This is a genomic window from Pseudoalteromonas sp. SG44-17, from assembly GCF_014164235.1.
GTDB classification, from domain to species: Bacteria; Pseudomonadota; Gammaproteobacteria; order Enterobacterales; family Alteromonadaceae; genus Pseudoalteromonas; species Pseudoalteromonas rhizosphaerae.
The window spans coordinates 219,669-236,354 of the sequence record NZ_JACJEV010000002.1; the positions used below are offsets into that span (position 1 = coordinate 219,669).

11 protein-coding genes and 2 pseudogenes are annotated in these 16,686 nt (G+C 40.6%); 8 read left to right on the forward strand and 5 right to left on the reverse strand.

The genetic code is table 11. The features are described from left to right. The 5 genes and pseudogenes from H5182_RS02375 to H5182_RS02395 all read left to right on the forward strand — a co-directional run. A partial coding sequence (locus tag H5182_RS02375) for a S9 family peptidase (RefSeq protein WP_182759439.1) occupies positions 1 to 225 on the forward strand: 225 nt, incomplete at its 5' end. 83 nt (positions 226 to 308) lie between these two features. Beyond that, positions 309 to 521 (forward strand): S9 family peptidase, encoded by a 213-nt coding sequence (locus tag H5182_RS02380; protein ID WP_182759440.1) that lies wholly within the window; start codon positions 309 to 311, stop codon positions 519 to 521. Between the two features lie 71 nt (positions 522 to 592). After that, positions 593 to 817, forward strand: a pseudogene (locus H5182_RS02385) (alpha/beta hydrolase family protein); the annotation flags it as partial. Positions 818 to 888: 71 nt separating this feature from the next. Further along, positions 889 to 1,113: pseudogene (locus H5182_RS02390) on the forward strand (alpha/beta hydrolase family protein); the annotation flags it as partial. A 357-nt stretch (positions 1,114 to 1,470) separates the two neighbouring features. Continuing rightward, positions 1,471 to 4,203, forward strand: coding sequence for a choice-of-anchor I family protein (locus tag H5182_RS02395; RefSeq protein WP_182759442.1), 2,733 nt, complete (start codon positions 1,471 to 1,473; stop codon positions 4,201 to 4,203). Positions 4,204 to 4,508: 305 nt separating this feature from the next. Here the strand turns inward: H5182_RS02395 and H5182_RS22610 are convergent, their stop codons facing one another. The 3 genes from H5182_RS22610 to H5182_RS02410 all read right to left on the reverse strand — a co-directional run bounded on the left by H5182_RS22610 (position 4,509) and on the right by H5182_RS02410 (position 9,270). After that, on the reverse strand, positions 4,509 to 4,901 hold the full coding sequence (locus H5182_RS22610) for a GreA/GreB family elongation factor (protein WP_182757415.1): 393 nt from the start codon (positions 4,899 to 4,901) through the stop codon (positions 4,509 to 4,511). 230 nt (positions 4,902 to 5,131) lie between these two features. Continuing rightward, entirely contained in the window at positions 5,132 to 8,221 is a 3,090-nt protein-coding gene (locus H5182_RS02405; protein ID WP_182759443.1) for an efflux RND transporter permease subunit, read from the reverse strand. After that, entirely contained in the window at positions 8,221 to 9,270 is a 1,050-nt protein-coding gene (locus H5182_RS02410) for an efflux RND transporter periplasmic adaptor subunit (protein WP_182759444.1), read from the reverse strand. Before H5182_RS02410 ends, H5182_RS02405 begins: the two co-directional genes overlap by 1 nt. Before the next feature lie 170 nt (positions 9,271 to 9,440). Here H5182_RS02410 and H5182_RS02415 point away from each other — a divergent pair, with 170 nt between their 5' ends. Beyond that, a complete protein-coding gene (locus tag H5182_RS02415) occupies positions 9,441 to 10,046 on the forward strand; it encodes a TetR/AcrR family transcriptional regulator (RefSeq protein WP_182759445.1) in 606 nt (201 codons plus the stop codon). A gap of 17 nt (positions 10,047 to 10,063) precedes the next feature. Here the strand turns inward: H5182_RS02415 and H5182_RS02420 are convergent, their stop codons facing one another. Together H5182_RS02420 and H5182_RS02425 are read right to left on the reverse strand one after the other, a co-directional pair. After that, positions 10,064 to 10,753, reverse strand: a complete 690-nt coding sequence (locus H5182_RS02420) for a VC0807 family protein (RefSeq protein WP_149980025.1) — start codon at positions 10,751 to 10,753, stop codon at positions 10,064 to 10,066. 107 nt (positions 10,754 to 10,860) lie between these two features. After that, entirely contained in the window at positions 10,861 to 11,769 is a 909-nt protein-coding gene (locus H5182_RS02425; RefSeq protein ID WP_182759446.1) for a LysR family transcriptional regulator, read from the reverse strand. A 120-nt stretch (positions 11,770 to 11,889) separates the two neighbouring features. On the opposite strand from H5182_RS02425, the gene H5182_RS02430 reads away from it, so the two are divergent. Further along, complete coding sequence (locus H5182_RS02430) at positions 11,890 to 13,878, forward strand: ligand-gated channel protein (protein WP_182759447.1); 1,989 nt, start codon at positions 11,890 to 11,892, stop codon at positions 13,876 to 13,878. Positions 13,879 to 14,361: 483 nt separating this feature from the next. After that, the gene (locus H5182_RS02435) at positions 14,362 to 16,389 is read left to right on the forward strand and encodes an ATP-binding protein (protein WP_182730900.1); all 2,028 of its coding nucleotides are present in this window, start codon (positions 14,362 to 14,364) and stop codon (positions 16,387 to 16,389) included. Positions 16,390 to 16,686 lie beyond the last annotated feature (297 nt).

The following is a 16,686-nucleotide window of genomic DNA, read 5'->3' on the forward strand; positions in this document are numbered from 1 at the left end:
GGCACCTTCCCAATGCAAAGCGAGCGTATGTACGCTGCGCTAAAAGGTTTAGGTAAAGAAGCGCGTTTAGTGATGTTACCTTACGAAGCTCACGGCTACCGTGCTCGCAAGAGTTTACTGCATGTGCTTTGGGAACAAGAGCAGTGGCTGGATAAATACTTGTTAAGTGACGAAGCTCCTGCAAGCGATGCTCAAGTAAATACTGAGCCTTCTTTAACAGAATAAATTCAAAGCGCGGTTTATGCCGCGCTTGTTGATTTAATTATATGGGGATGAAGACCCACCCTTAATCTCACGGCACCTTCCCGATGCAAAGCGAGCGTATGTACGCTGCGCTCAGAGGTTTAGGTAAAGAAGCGCGTTTAGTGATGTTACCTTACGAAGCCCATGGTTATCGTGCCCGTAAAAGCTTATTACATGTTTTATGGGAACAAGAGCAGTGGCTGGATAAATACTTGTTAACTGACGAAGCTCCTGTAAGCGATGCTCAAGCAAATACTGAACCTTCTGTATCAGAGTAAATTGAAAGCGCGGATTATGCTGCGCTTTTTAATTTAATTATATGGGGAAGAAGACCCACCCTTAATCTCACGGCACCTTCCCAATGCAAAGCGAGCGTATGTACGCTGCGCTAAAAGGTTTAGGTAAAGAAGCGCGTTTAGTGATGTTACCTTACGAAGCTCACGGCTACCGTGCTCGCAAGAGTTTACTGCATGTGCTTTGGGAACAAGAGCAGTGGCTGGATAAATACTTGTTAAGTGACGAAGCTCCTGCAAGCGATGCTCAAGTAAATACTGAGCCTTCTTTAACAGAATAAATTCAAAGCGCGGTTTATGCCGCGCTTGTTGATTTAATTATATGGGGATGAAGACCCACCCTTAATCTCACGGCACCTTCCCGATGCAAAGCGAGCGTATGTACGCTGCGCTAAAAGGTTTAGGTAAAGAAGCGCGTTTAGTGATGTTACCTTACGAAGCTCACGGCTACCGTGCTCGCAAGAGTTTACTGCATGTGCTTTGGGAGCAAGAGCAATGGCTGGATAAATACTTGTTAACTGACGAAGCTCCTGCAAACGATGCTCAAGCAAATACTGAACCTTCTGTATCAGAGTAAATTGAAAGCGCGGATTATGCTGCGCTTTTTATGCCAAAAAGTGCCCCTCACAATTTTAAGCATTTTATAAATTTTTTCTATTGCGCAGAGTTACAACCTGATATTCAGTACATCACTACAGCTATTAGTTAGAGAGCAACGGCAAGTAAATTCAACGTAGTTAGAGTTGGAAATTACTACCTGTACGTCTGAATTTTGGTTATTTAGAATGAGGTGAATTATAAATTAAATCATGATCTTATAGTTTATTCTCGTTCGCAATGTCATCCCATTGACATGATAATTACATTTAGCTGTCAATATTACGCTTTAGGGTATCGTGATTAATTAAAACTAAAACGATACCAAGGAAATGTGATGAAATTGAAACCGATAGTAGGCAGCTTATTATTGCTAGGTCTATTAAGTGGCTGTGATCTAGCAGATGCTGATAATGATTTAGAGCCTTTGCGTTACCAACTGATATTAAATATCACAGAGCAAAGTGCTGGAAACGTAGTAATAAGTCCAGAGCGTGCTGATTATGAGCAAGGTGCTATTGTTATGCTAAACGCTCAGGCTGCACAAGGATATAAATTTGTTTCATGGTCTGGCGATATTGGTAATGCAGACTATAGCGCGACTTCTTTAACTCTTACAATGAATAACCATAAAGAGGTTACTGCAACATTTAGCCAAATTACTGAGACACCATCAGCAGGGCAAGTGGTGATCAACGAGGTGCGTTCAAATGAAGGCGGTTATGATTTTATTGAGTTGTTTAATAACTCTGAACAAGCATTTACCTTTAGTGACGCTAATTGGGCAGTAAATGATTTAAAAGGCTTTGAGATTGATAAAGAGCCGGGCATTAAAATTCCACAAGGTACAACCATTGCTGCAGGTGGGTTTTTAGTGATTGCCACAGATCAAACTAGCATTCCATTTGATGCACCAACAGATACTTTAGTTGCCACTGCTGGCGATACTGATTTTGGTTTAGGTAAAGGCGACACCGCATTACTGGTACACAACAATCAAATTGTAGATAGCGCACATTGGAGTGATGGTAGCCATGTGTCTACATGGGGGCGTTTACCAGATGGTGGTAATTGGCACACTCAAGATGAAGCGCTCGCGCCAACGCCTGGTGCTGCCAATAAATTACCAGCGCCGGTTGATGGTGCAACTGCCGCTAATATTGTGATCAATGAAGTGGTTTCAAAAGGCCGTGATGACGCCGATTTTGATTTTGTTGAGCTGTACAACACATCTTCTGAACCATTTGTTTTTGCAGCTAATGAGTGGGAGTTAGTTGATTTAGACCGTGAAGCGAATAACCAAGCGGGTTTAACTATCCCTGCAGGTACAGAAATTCCTGGCCACGGCTTTATTGTATTATTGCCGAATTTAGTTACGGGTGCTCAGTTACCTAACGGTGCACCCGCAACGGCTATTTTAAATAATAATGAAGACTTTGGCTTAGGCAAAGGCGAAACCATTAAACTAAAATACCAAGGCCAAGTGCATCAACAAGTCAGTTATGGCGATTTCCATGTTAATAGTTATGGCCGTTTTCCTGATGGTATGGAATTTATAGAGCTTGTTGATGAGAATGCGCCACAACTTTATGCCAGCCCTGGACGTAAAAACTTCAAAACTCCTATGCATGTTGGTGCTGCAACTACATTAAATTTCACATCATTTAATGATCAAGAAGCGGCTCTTGAAAGCAAAGGCTTCCGAGTATTTGGTAAAGGTGCAGATTTAGCTGCAGACGTTGAGCCTGAGTATGTCGCCGTATCAGCTGATTCAAGCACTGCATGGGTGTCATTGCAAGAGAATAACGGCCTTGCAAAAATAGACTTAACCACGAAAACTATCACTGATATTTTTCCGCTGGGCTTTAAAGATTATGGTATGGCTGGCAATGAAATCGATGCCAGTGATAAAGATAATATGATCAAACTACAAACTCGCGCAAACGTAGTGGGTATGTATCAACCTGATGGCATCGCAACATTTACACAAGATGGCATAGATTACGTTTTAACTGCCAACGAGGGGGATATACGTGACTGGTTTAGCAACTTCGCTGAAGGTGAGAAAGTTGCAGATATCGTGCTTGATGAGTCGGTATTTACAGACGTAAGTATATTACAAAACAACGTCGAATTAGGGCGTTTATTAGTATCGCAATATGTTGATTCTGATACTGCAGCATCAAGTCATAATAAACTCTATAGTTTTGGTGCACGTTCATTCTCAATCTTCAATGGTGATACCGGTGAGCAGGTGTTTGATAGTGGTTCATCACTTGCCTTTGAAGCTAATAAAGCCGGCGTTTACCCAGATGGTCGCAGTGATGCGAAAGGCACTGAGCCTGAGAGTGTAACAACAGGTATGGTTGCCAATAAGCGCTATGCATTTATTGCTTTAGAGCGTGCTGATGCGGTTGCAGTATATGATATTAGTGATGTTAATGCCGTAAGTTTTGTGCAAATGCTCGTTACCCAAGGTGATGATGCGCCAGAAGGGGTGTTATTTATAACCGCTGATCAAAGCCCAACGTCAAAAGCGCAGCTGGTAGTTGCAAACGAAGACAGTGGTAATATCACCGTCTATAGTGAAAACAACGAAGGCAAGTTTGATTTTGCATCACGCTTGTTAATTGAAGGTGGTGAAGGCGCCGCAGAGATCACGGCTTATGATGCACAAACAAAACGTTTATTCGTAGTAAATAACGGCAGCTTGCTTAACGCTCCTCGTATTGAAGTGATTGATTTTGCTAACCCAAATAACATTGCAACACTTGGCGCAATTGATATTAGCTATTACGGTGCAGGTGTTAATTCTGTCGCAGTATCAAACGGAAAACTTGCCGCTGCGATCGAGTCAGGCGTGAAAACTGATACTGGCGTTGTTGCTATGTTTAACACGAGTAGTTATGAGCTTGAAATGATATCTGCGGTCGGAGCACTGCCAGATATGGTAACTTTCAGTCCCGATGGTAAATTAATCATCACCGCTGACGAAGGCGAACCGAGTGAAGACTATAACGTAGATCCGCTAGGCTCTGTATCAATTATTACCGTGCCAACAATACAGTAGCTAATTCAGATTTATTTAAACTTCATCTATAACAAAGGTCTTTATTGAGGCCTTTTTTATTAATATATTTAAACGATAAAAGCCCGACATTTTTATAATGCCGAGCTTTGGACTTTATTAAGGTTTCCATGAAACGTTATATGTAAAGTGACAACTCTTTACTTTTCGGTTGTCTTTGTTTTCTCTTTACGTATTTTTCGCTTTTATTTTAACGTCATTTTTGCTGGTTTTTTAGCTTTTTCTTTACTCATTATAAATAACTCCAATTAAATATATAAAAATTAATAAATAAAAATTGAAATGATTTACTCTATATAATTCTCCTTACTATTAATTGCTAATATTTGCCAAGAGTGAAAACATCCATATTCTTTACACTCAAAAATGTGACCTATTTTATGTCCTAAAAGATCAGTACCTATAGAAGAGTGTAATGACACAACATTATTACATAGCCCCTTTTCTGTAGCCGGAACTAAGCTTATACGGCGTTTATAACCCGTATCAGTATGCTGGATGACTACGGTACAGCCAATTTGTACATGTGGGCTAAACTTTGACCAAGGTCGTTGTGAATACTCTATTTTTTGCAACACATGCGCGAGTTTCAGCGGATGTAAAAATGCTGAACTTTGGCTTAAATAGTTTTTATACTTATAAAAAGCAGGGGTTTTGTACCCGAACAGAAAAGCAAACACGGACTAAATCTCCACGAAAACTGAACCGAACTTAAATTTAAAATAATACAGTGAGACTGCCGAGTGTAAGAGTTACACTCGGCTTAAATGTCGAAGGTGAGATTTGTTTTTTGTGGATGAGATATTAATATAAACATGATGTTCCTCTTATTTAAAGTAATCATACCTCATAAAAATATTATATCAATGGTGTTTTATAATTTAAAAATAAAGATATTAATTTAAATTTACTAGTGTGCGTTAATTCCATGTTTTTTTGTGCGTAGCGTGCGTTTTGATACTAAATAATATGCCACAGGAACAAAGTAAAATGACAACACAGTGGTTAATACAGTACCACCTGCGATAGCGACGGCAAACGGAGGCCAAAAACCTCCGCCGGCGAGTATGAGTGGTAAAAAGCCACCAACGGTGGTGATAGTCGTGGAGCTGATATGGCGTGAGCAAGTCATCACAGCGGCAACGATTTTGTTTTTATCAGTGAGGGCTTGCAGTGAATTTAACTCTGATAAAATGACAATGGCGGCATTTATGGCCAGTCCCATTAAGCCCAATAAACCAATGATCACAGTAAAACCAAACGGGTAGCCAGCAATAAATACACTGAGCAAGCCCAGCATTGCAGCTTGCAGGGCGTTTATTAAGATTAGCCCTGTGGTGGTAAATGAATTAAATGACATCACCAGTACGGTGATCAATAACACGACAATAATCCCCACTTGGCCAAGCAATTTACCAACCGCTTCGTTGCGTTTTTGCGACTCACCACCGAGCTCTAATCTGTAGCCATGGGGTAATACAAAGCCTGATTGTGCAATGGTGGCGGTCACTTCATTCAGTACGGTTTGCGGTAATACGCCAGTTGCTAAATAAGCTTCGATAATATTAACACGTTCACCGTCACGGCGAGCGATAGAGCCACGAGAAGGGCTCAGTGTTGCACTGGCAAATGATTCAACCACTAGCGGTTGTGCAGTATCTATTTGGTTTGAACTAGCTGGCGTATTTAACTGCGTACTAAATAGCGAGCTAATATCATCTCGGCGCTTATCTGCAACTCTAACGCGTACGGGAACGGTTTCGGTATTATCAATAATACTGCCGACCACGACACCATTGAACTGGTTTTGTAGTTGTGTTGCCATATTACTTAGGCTTAATCCTGCATGAGTCAGCGCTGCTTCATCGGTGTTTAACCATAGTTTAGGCGAGCCCGACAATAAGGTTGGACGGGTGTGGGTTATATCGTTATGAGCAATGAGCTGCGTGCGTAATTGTTGGCCCAGTTCAGAGAGAGTATCTAGGCTTGGGCCATAAATACGCATTTCAATTGGTGCATTGAATGGTGGACCTTGCTCAAGCTTTCTGACTAAAGTTTGTGCGTTTGGAAATGCTTTATCAAGTTGTATTTGCAAGCTTTTTATTAACTCGTTGGCACGTTTAAAGTCGGTTACTTTTACCATCGCTTGCGCATAGTTATTGGCGCCGCGATTACGCTGGAGCATATTATAGTAAAAGCTTGGGAAATTAGTTCCGATCATCCAATCAAGCTTTTCAATGCCTTCAGATTGCCGAATTAGTTGATCCATTTTCTCTATGGCTTGTCGAGTTGATGTAATACTCACATGAGGGGCAAAATGCACTTCAATTTGAAACATATCGCGATCTGAGGGCGGGAAAAACTGCTCGGTGAGTTGTCCTGCCCCAAAAAAACCGGCAACAGGGAGTATAAAGACCAGTAGTAAAGTGAGTATTGGTTTTTCTAGGCTACGTTTTAACGTTGCTTCAAAGCGTTTACTGAGTTTAGGTGTGCGTATACCTTGATAAATGATACCAGTACGCTGTTCGTTATTGATAAATTGCCCTGCAAATACCACCACTAAAGAGTGTGAAATCAGGTATGAACCAATTAAGGCAAAAATAACACTTAAGGCAATACCGCCAATAAACTCTCCTGCAGCACCTGGCATCAGCACAATCGGTGCAAACGCTAAAATAGTTGTTAGAGTTGAGCCAAGCAGTGGAAGCCAAAAATGTGCCACGGCTTTTTCTACTGCGGCTAAAGCTGTTAGGCCTTGTTGGCGAAAGCGCTGAACAGCATCGGTGATCACAATGGCGTTATCAACCATAATGCCCAGTGCCACGACTAAACCGGTAACCGACATTTGATGAATAGGTAAGCCATAGAGCTGCATACTTACTAACGTAAACAATACGGTTAAAGGTAACGCGGTGCCGACAACCAGAGCAGCTTTAAAACCTAAAGTGATAAATAATACCACTAGAATAAGCACAAACCCCACGGTAATATTGCTGAGTAAATCGGCTAAACGAGTTTGGGTATAACCGCGTTGATCAAAAATATCTTGGAGTAAAATTTGGCTTGGTAAGTCTTGGCTAAAGTTATCGATGGCGACATCAACACGCTTAGAAAAAGTATCGATACGCAAGTTTGGTAACATGCGGATCGCAATATAAATACCGGGTTTTCCATCAATTAATGCAATTTCGTTCACGGGGGTTTTTACTGAGCGAGTAATTTGGGCTACATCAGAGAGTTGATATTGCCCTGCATTTTGATTACTACTTAGTGGAATTGCGCCAATGCGAGCAATCGAGTCAAACGCACCGGTCACTTCAATTTGCATTTGCGATTTGTCATTTGTAAGGGTACCAGCGGCTACTTTTGCATCTGCACCTTGAATAGCTGCATGAATATGCGCTAAAGGAATACCAGCTAAACTGGCTTTTTGTTGATCAACCGCAACTAAAATTTCCTCATCAACTTGGCCAAAAAAATGCACCAACTCCACACCTGAAACATTACGTAATTGATTTTGCAGTTCTTTTGCATAGCGATTAACCGTTGCTAATGTGGTTATATCGTCATTGGCGTTAAGCGATAAGATACGAGTATAAGCATAGCCACGCTCGTCATCCAGTAGCGGTGATGAAGCATTTACTGGCAACTGGTTGTTGACATCACCTAATAAATCACGCATTCGCGACCAAATGGGTTTAACGTTCGTGACTTCGTCTTTTAGCTCAATGGTGATCACTGAGAGCCCAGGACGAGAAATCGACGATAAATGCTTTACTTCAGCTTGGGATTTTAGTTTTTGTTCGATTTTTTCACTTATTTGCACCTCAACTCGTTCAGCACTGGCGCCAGGTAAAGCAGTGGTTACGATAGCGATACGATTAGTTATTCGAGGATCTTCACTGCGCGCTAAGCCACTGATCGCAGCTAAACCACTAACGATAAGTAACGCCACTAAAAGCGCTTGGACACGCCCGTGATTAAATAAATAGCGGATCATCACAGCACCTTGGTTGGTTGATTTGCAACAACATTAACCGAAATGTTGGCCGACAGCTTATGCATGCCATTGGCAACAATTTGCGCACCATTGTGTAATGGGGCGCCAATAAACGCATAGCCATCATGGGCATAATAAAGCTGCACAATGATAGGTTTTAGTACCTTGTTTTTTATTTGATAAACCTGCCAAGTACCGCGCACACCATCGGCAAGGGCATCAAGAGGCACCCAAAAACCGCTTTGTTGCTGATATTGTTGCACTGTTAATTTTGCTAATTGGCCAGCATAAACAACTGCGCTACTTGGCAAAGCAAAGCGCATTGTTAAGGTTTGTGTATGTGGGTCGATACTCGCTCCTTTACTGATAGATTGTGCAGTAAAGTTTTGTCCGGCAATCTCAATGTCCATGCTATTTTGGATGGTGCTTTGCAGTGTCAGTGGGATCCCCATGCTTACTTGCGCATGTTGGTTTTCGATTAAACGCACAATCGGTGTACTGGCTGCAACAATTTCACCTTGTGAGGCAAAGCGCTGGCCTAAAATACCGTTGAATGGCGCGGTTAAATGTGCCTTTTCAGTGCGGATATTGACTTCATTCAAGTTTGCTGCTATTGCGGCTAGTTCTGCGTTAAGTACAGCGATATTGGTTTTAACTTGGTCAAGTGCCGAGGTGGCCGAGTAGTTCTTTTTATCAAGTTCTGCTAAACGCCTTTTTTCAAGTTTAGCGAAGGTAAGTTGTGCTTGAATTCGTTGTTTTTGCGCCTGGAGTTTTTGTTCTTCGATAACTAAAAGCTGCGTATTTTGGCGTGCAATAATATCGCCTTGTTTTACTTGCTCGCCTTGATCAAAATAAATTTGTGCAATTTTTCCTGGAAATTCAAAACTCAACTTTGCATCGTTTTGTATGACCACTTTGCCACTAAGCGTACGTGTTTGATAATAGCCCGCCTCTTGTTGTACTGTGTAGGCAGCTACATGAACCAGACTTTCGCCATAACATATAAATGATGTGAATAAAATGAATGCACTTAGCAGATATTTTTTCATTATAATATCCTTATTTATCGCCATGTTAAATCAGCGTGGTTAGTCAGGTGCATTAAACACAGTTATGCTTTGTGCTAGACGCAGAATGATTTAGAATTGGACTCAAGAGTCTAATTTTGTATAAATATAAATCAATCAAACTAGACTGTCTAGTTTGATTTGAGGTGAAAATGGAAATAACTACCCTAAGTCGGTCAGAACAAAAACGACAACAAATTATTACAGCTGCAACGACCTTGTTCATGGATAAAGGCTTTCCTAATACCAGCATGGATCAAATTGCTAAATTAGCCCAAGTATCTAAACAAACGGTTTATAGTCATTTCAAAGACAAAAATAATCTATTTGTTGAAACTGTAACAGCGCATTGTTCCTCCTCAAACTTACGTAAAGAGCGTTTTGAGCCAGCGCAAAGCCTAGAGGAAAACTTACTACGTGTTGTGACTAATTTTATTACACTGGTATTTTCACCCGAGGCATTGAAAGTATACGACACGTGCGTAGCGCACAAAGATGAATACCCTGAGTTGGCCTTATTGTTTTATGACGCTGCCCCTAAAGTAGTGATGCAGCAGGTAGAGGTCTGCTTATGTAGTATTTCACAGGCGGGCTTGCTTGATATCGACAACCCTAAGTTTGCCACGTTACAGTTACTGGGCATGGCCATAGGTGATTGGAAATTACGCCATGCACTTGGGCACGCAAAAATTAATGATGTACCGCCAGCAGCATATATTGAAGATTGCGTAAGGCGGTTTATTAAAATGTATCGCTAAGGCTTTTGAGTAACCACTTACTGCAATATAAATTCATCGATAGGTTGTTTAGTTAATTTACCTATTTGCTTAAAAATGAAAATAATTGCTCCGCCTAATAGCACCATAGTCGGCGCCACAATGACTGGGTAGCTTAACCAAGTCATACGTCCTAACTCTTCGGCATAAGCTGTGGTGCCGGGCATACTAACAACAATACTTTTCGCTAAAAAGTAGTTGAGTGTTGCAGATAAAAAGAACGCACTGGCAACAATAAAACCGGCAAGACGCATTTTTGCATCAAATACCGCGGTGTTGTTTTGTTGCTCTAACGAATGCATAAGTTTATCAATATCAAGCAATTCAGGATTAATTAGTAATTTACGGATCAGCGGATAAGGGGTGTACTGGCTGATCAATACAATCACACCAATAATTGCTGGTACCATCGCTTCTTTAATCGCGATATAAGCTGGGTCAAGTTCAAATAAACTGATACCGCCAGTAAGTAGTACGCTGATAATGCCAAGTACTGAGAAAAAGTTTACTTTGCCTGATTGTTTAAGTTCCCACAAACCAAATAACAGCGGAAAAGCAAGTGCTACCACTACTGCCCATACCGGGCCTAACGTATCAGGTGTACTAAAGCGGCTTAAAATCACCGCAGGTAAAATAATATTAAAAATTATATTACTGAAAAAATTACTCTTCTTTTTTGCCGCTGTCATTATGCATCAATCATTGGTATTCAATACATAAAGTATATACACAAGTTACTTTAAGATATAGACCCGCTGTGTTGCAGTAGTTACAAGTAAGTTTAGGATAATTTGCTTTATGCAGACTGCTTTAATGAATCTGAGATTTCATCACAGTGCTGTTTTAAAATTTCGATAGCCACTTTGGTTTTACCTGCCAAAATATCTCTTGCTGGGGTAATTGCATACACACTGTAGGTTGGCAGTTGCCAGTCAGTGCATAACTCAACGAGTTCTCCTTCTAGCAATAATGATTGTACTTCTGGCTTTGGTAAAATTGCATAACCAACGCCATCACACACTAATTGAATAATACTGTGCATATTATTAACCACGATACGTGGTTTTGGGAGCGCTTTTTTTTGGCTGTTTAAACTATGCGTTAGTGGGTGATCTGCAGTGCAATGCGAGATACGAGTATGATGGTTTAACTGCCAAGGCGACAGTGTGCAATGCTCAGCCAATGGGTGACTTTTATGCACACATAATACGAGTGGCCACTTCGCCAAAGGCCGAGCAACTAAACTTGAATCATCCAGCGGGCCAATCGCTATAGCCAAATCAGCGCCCGACTTTATTATATCAAGGGGTTCGTCAGATAAAGTCAGTTGCACATCAAAATCAGGGTACTGGTTGGTTAATTTTTTAAGCGGTTCACTTAATATTCCGCCACCAAATCCAACCGGTGCTACTAACTTTAATTGACCACTAGGGCTGTTTTGTAAAAATTGCAGCTTTTCACCAGCTTGTTTTGCAGCGGTGAGGATGGTTACACAGCTTTGATAATAAATCTCGCCAGCCTCGGTGAGTGTCAGTTCTCGTGGACTGCGATTAAATAAGCTCAACTTAATATCAAGCTCTATTTGTTTGATTTGTTGGCTAATTGCTGATGTGGTCATGGCAAGATCAACTGCGGCTTTACTCATACTACCCGTTTCAACAATGCGCACAAATACAGTTAATGTGCGAAGTAATTTTGTATTCATTTGGTTAAGTCTTACTTAATACTGTTTTAAGAAAATACACATTGTAGAAAAAGGAACATCTCACTACCATGCAAACGCTAATTATTATCATTTAAACTGCATTTGTCACGGAGAAAAATCATGAACCCGGTAAGTTGTAAGTTAATACCGTTAACTAGCGCCATTTTAACCGCGCTTAGTTTATCCAGCTCAATAGTGTTAGCTGATGAAACGAAACAAGATATGGAAGTTATCGTGGTATCAGCGTCAGGTTATGAGCAAATGTTAAAGGACGCGCCAGCAAGCATCAGTGTGATTGATCGCGCAGATCTGGAAAAACGCTTTTATCGTGACTTAACCGATGCAATGACCGATGTCCCTGGAGTTGTGGTTACCGGCGGTGGCGATCGCAAAGATATAAGCCTGCGAGGCATGGCTAGCCAATACACATTAATTTTAGTTGATGGCCAGCGACAATCATCACGTGAAACAAGGCCAAACAGTGATGGACCAGGTGTTGAAGGTGCATGGACACCGCCAATCTCTGCAATTGAACGCATTGAAGTGATACGTGGGCCTATGTCGTCCTTGTATGGCTCAGACGCTATCGGCGGGGTGATAAACATTATTACTCGAAAAACACCCCAGCAGTGGTATGGTGAGCTGCGTTTAGACAGTACAGTTCAACAAAGTAGCGACTCAGGTAATACTAATCAAGGTAGTTTTTTCGCAGCTGGTGGACTTGTCCCAGAATTATTAGGTGTGCAATTATATGGGCAGTTTTCCAAACGTGACGAAGATGACTTTACTGCAGGCTTTAGGGGCAAAGAGCAAAGTAACCTTAAAGCGAAGTTTATTTTAACGCCAAACGATAATCACGAAATAATGCTAGAGGTTGGCAGCGCGCAGCAAAAATTTGAAAACACACTGGGTAAAACAGTTGAACCATTGGCGCCGGGTGAAAGCTGTGGCCGAAGAGGTTGCCCAGAATCATCGACAACAGAGTATGAGCAACAAACTTACTCGTTAACCCATAACGGTTATTATGACTTTGGTAACTCGCGCAGCTATTTAAAATACGATAAGTACGATAATACTTCTCGTGAAATGTTTGTTGAAAACACGGATGCGCAAACCAGTTGGACTTTACCGATTTTTGCCGGTCATAACGCGACGCTTGGTGCAGCCTACTTAAAAGAAGTGCTTGATGATTACACGAGTAATAGGATCAGCGAGTTAACCCATGTAGAAAATAAACAGTGGTCGGTATTTGCTGAGGATGAGTGGAGCACCAGCGACAAATTTAAGCTCACCACAGGTTTGCGTTACGACCACGACGATAATTTTTCAGGCCATTGGAGTCCACGTTTATATGGAGTTTATACCGCGTCTAAGGCTATCACTATCAAAGGTGGTATTTCGACAGGTTTTAGAGCGCCTAATATTCGTCAATCAAATGCAGACTGGGGACAAGTAAGTCGAGGCGGCAATATCTATGGCAACCCAGATCTTAGTCCTGAAAAGTCATTGAATTATGAAATGGGTATTTATTACGATCCACGTGGTGATTACACAATCTCAAGTACTGTGTTTTACAATGAGTTTGATGACAAAATTACGCGAATTGCATGCCCACTTACGCAATGCACGGATGGCCAAAATCAGTTTGGTTCAGATCCGACAACCTATATAAATGTTGATGAAGCCGTGACTCAAGGGTTTGAATTTTCAGTCTCTTACGACTTAACCAGCGATTTAGGTTTAAGCGCTAATTACACTTATACCGATTCTGAGCAAAAAACCGGGCAATATAAAGGCAGTCCTCTCAATCAGTTACCTAAACATATAGTGCAAACATCGTTAAACTGGCAGCCAAGCGATAAGTTAGGGGGGTGGTTACGTGTGCATTATCGTGGTGAGGAAAGTCAACCAACCACAGGACCTTCACAAAGCAGCCTAATTGCACCTAACTACACGTTAGCCGATGTGGGTGGTAATTATGTTTTGACTAAAAGCGTAAAGTTAGGCTTTGGTATTTATAACCTATTTGATAAAGATATCACTGAGAATGAATATGGTTATGTCGAAGACGGACGCCGTTATTGGGCATCGCTCGGGTGGCAGTTTTAATGCATACCACTTAGTAACCCCTGCTTAGGTTAGTAATAAGGTCTCAATTGAGGCCTTATTTTATAAATGGAGCTTTATAACTAACTGAAAATATAAATAAACTATTGCTGATGAAAAGTTTCTACTCTAAAGTTAGGGTAGCATGTGTTTCTATTTCGAAGTTGCTTTGCAGCAATGTGTTTGGCTTTTAGGCTAGGCTGAGCTTATGTAGTGTGGTTATTCCTCATAAATAGGCGATAACGCAGCATTACTGGCAAACATACGGTGCGCTATATAAATAGGCGATAACGCAGCATTACTGGCAAACATACGGTGCGCTATGCGTTACACCTAAATAGAACAAATTTTAATCCTGAAAGGTCAGTCGCCTTAGTAAGGTAAATATTTAATTACACGCTATAATAATTAACCAATATGAAGTGGTTAGATAAGATTTTTTAGCTATGGCATCTGTCACTATGCAAAATAATACGAGGTATTTATTTGAATTTCCTTCGAAGCTTCCATGATATTGTATCTGATCAAAGTCAAAGTTTTGACGAGAAAACGCATAGTTTGCTCAAGTTTGGGCTTGATGTATTTAATTTAGATATCGCGATTGTTAGTAAAATTGAACAAAATATTTATACCGTGCTCTACGTTATAACACCTGATAATTCTTTAGCTTCTGGTACAACGTTTGATTTAGAAGGCACTTATTGTGTACATACACTCGCAGCAAATGCCGCGCTTACTTTTCATAAAGCGTCGAGTAGTCGCATTGCAAACCACCCATGTTACCTAAATTTCCAGCTCGAATCTTATATTGGTGCGCCAATAAAAGTCGGTGCAACCATATTTGGTACAGTTAATTTTTCATCACCGGCTGTATCTACTCCATTTTCACAACAAGCCCATGACTATGTTGAGCTATTTGCACAATGGTTGGGTGCTGAGTTTGCCCGCAAGATCACCAATGAACAGCTCGTTAAAAACAATAACACGCTGTTAAAATTAGAGGCTGTAGCAAATATTGGCACGTGGGAAGTTGATTTACTCACTGACAAAGTCACTTGGAGCGAGCAAACACGGCGTATTTACCAAGTTAGTGATAGCTATGTTCCTGATCTTAATGCTGCGACTGAATTTTTTAAAGCAGGAGAAAGCAGAGAAAGCATCGTTAATGCAGTGAACTCTGCAATACAAAGTGGCGAGAAATGGCATCTCGACCTCGAACTTGTTACCGCTAATGGACAGACTTTGTGGGTATCAACATTTGGTGAAGCTGAATTATTAAATGGTCGATGTGTGAGGTTATTTGGTACCTTACAAGACGTGACTGAATCGGTCATGCTTCGCGAAGAGTTAAAAAATAAAAAAGCAGAAGCAGAGCGCATGTTAGAAGATAGAAGCATGCTACTAGCTAAAATAAGTCACGAACTCAGGACACCATTGAACGGCATAACCGGAATGTTAACTACGCTATTAGGTGAGCGCCGTGAAGATAAGAGAGTTGAAAAACTAAAGATAGCTTTGCGTAGCGCGGATATTTTACTGAGTATAATTAACGAAGTGCTCGACTTTTCAAAAATAAACCACGGTGAGTTAAAACTCGAACCAAATCATTTTTTATTAAAAACAATTTTTGTTGATCTTGCTTCGTTGTACATTCCATTGTTTAGAGATAGTAAGGTTGATTTTCAAACAAATATAACGATAGCAGATGACTGTTGGGCCTATTGCGATAATGCTCGGCTGAGCCAAATTGCGTCAAACTTATTAAGTAACGCGTTAAAATTCACTGACGAAGGCTTGGTAAAATTTAATGCTGATGTGAATGTAGTCGGTGATAAATTAGCCTTGCATCTTGAAGTGTGTGACAGCGGAAGGGGGATGACCAACTCATTTTTAGATTCATTGTTCTCACCTTTTACACAAGAAATAGACGCAAAAAAGAGTAAAGGTGGTACCGGCTTAGGCTTGGCAATCGTAAAAGAATTGATTGATTTTATGGGGGGGACAATAACGGTTGATAGTACCTTTAATCAGGGTACGACATTTATCGTGGATATCCCACTTGCAGTCGGCGCCGTACAAATCGAAAATAATCCTCGGGTAAACGTTGTCATAGCGGCAACTAATTTATCGGTTTTAGTCGTTGATGATAACCAAATAAACCGATTAGTACTGGACGCTTCACTTGAAAAACTAAATATTAAAGCCGATTTTGCAGTTGATGGCGAAGACGCAATTTTAAAGTGTAAGCAAAAAAAATACGATCTTATTTTTATGGATTGCGTGATGCCGCAGCTGGATGGACTTGAGGCAACTAAAATTTTGCGAGCGCAACATATTTGTCCTTATGCAGATACCTTAATAGTGGCATTAACTGCAAATACATCATCTACCGATAAAGTTGCGTGCAAAGAAGCTGGCATGGATATGTTTATTTCAAAGCCTTTTAAACTACATTCGATTGAGGAAGCGGTAGTTAATGCTGTAGGAAGGAGCAAAACTAAAGAAATAAGCTAGTTTACTGCGGTATTTTTTAAGGTTTTAGCTTTTCAAGTTATATTTTGCGACGGGTTTTTAGCATTTGAGCAGTACAGTAAAAGCAGTTTACTGACAGATAAACATAACGTGGCCTAATATTTGTATGTATTTTAATGTGGTATTTGATAAAACGCACTATGATTAGTTTTATTATCGCAATATATTATTATTTCTTTATAGCTCTCAACAGCAATGAACCGTATCCTAAGATACGTTATACACTATTACGCAATGATTGATTGCTTAACTGATGTGTACTGTAAATAAATAATAAAG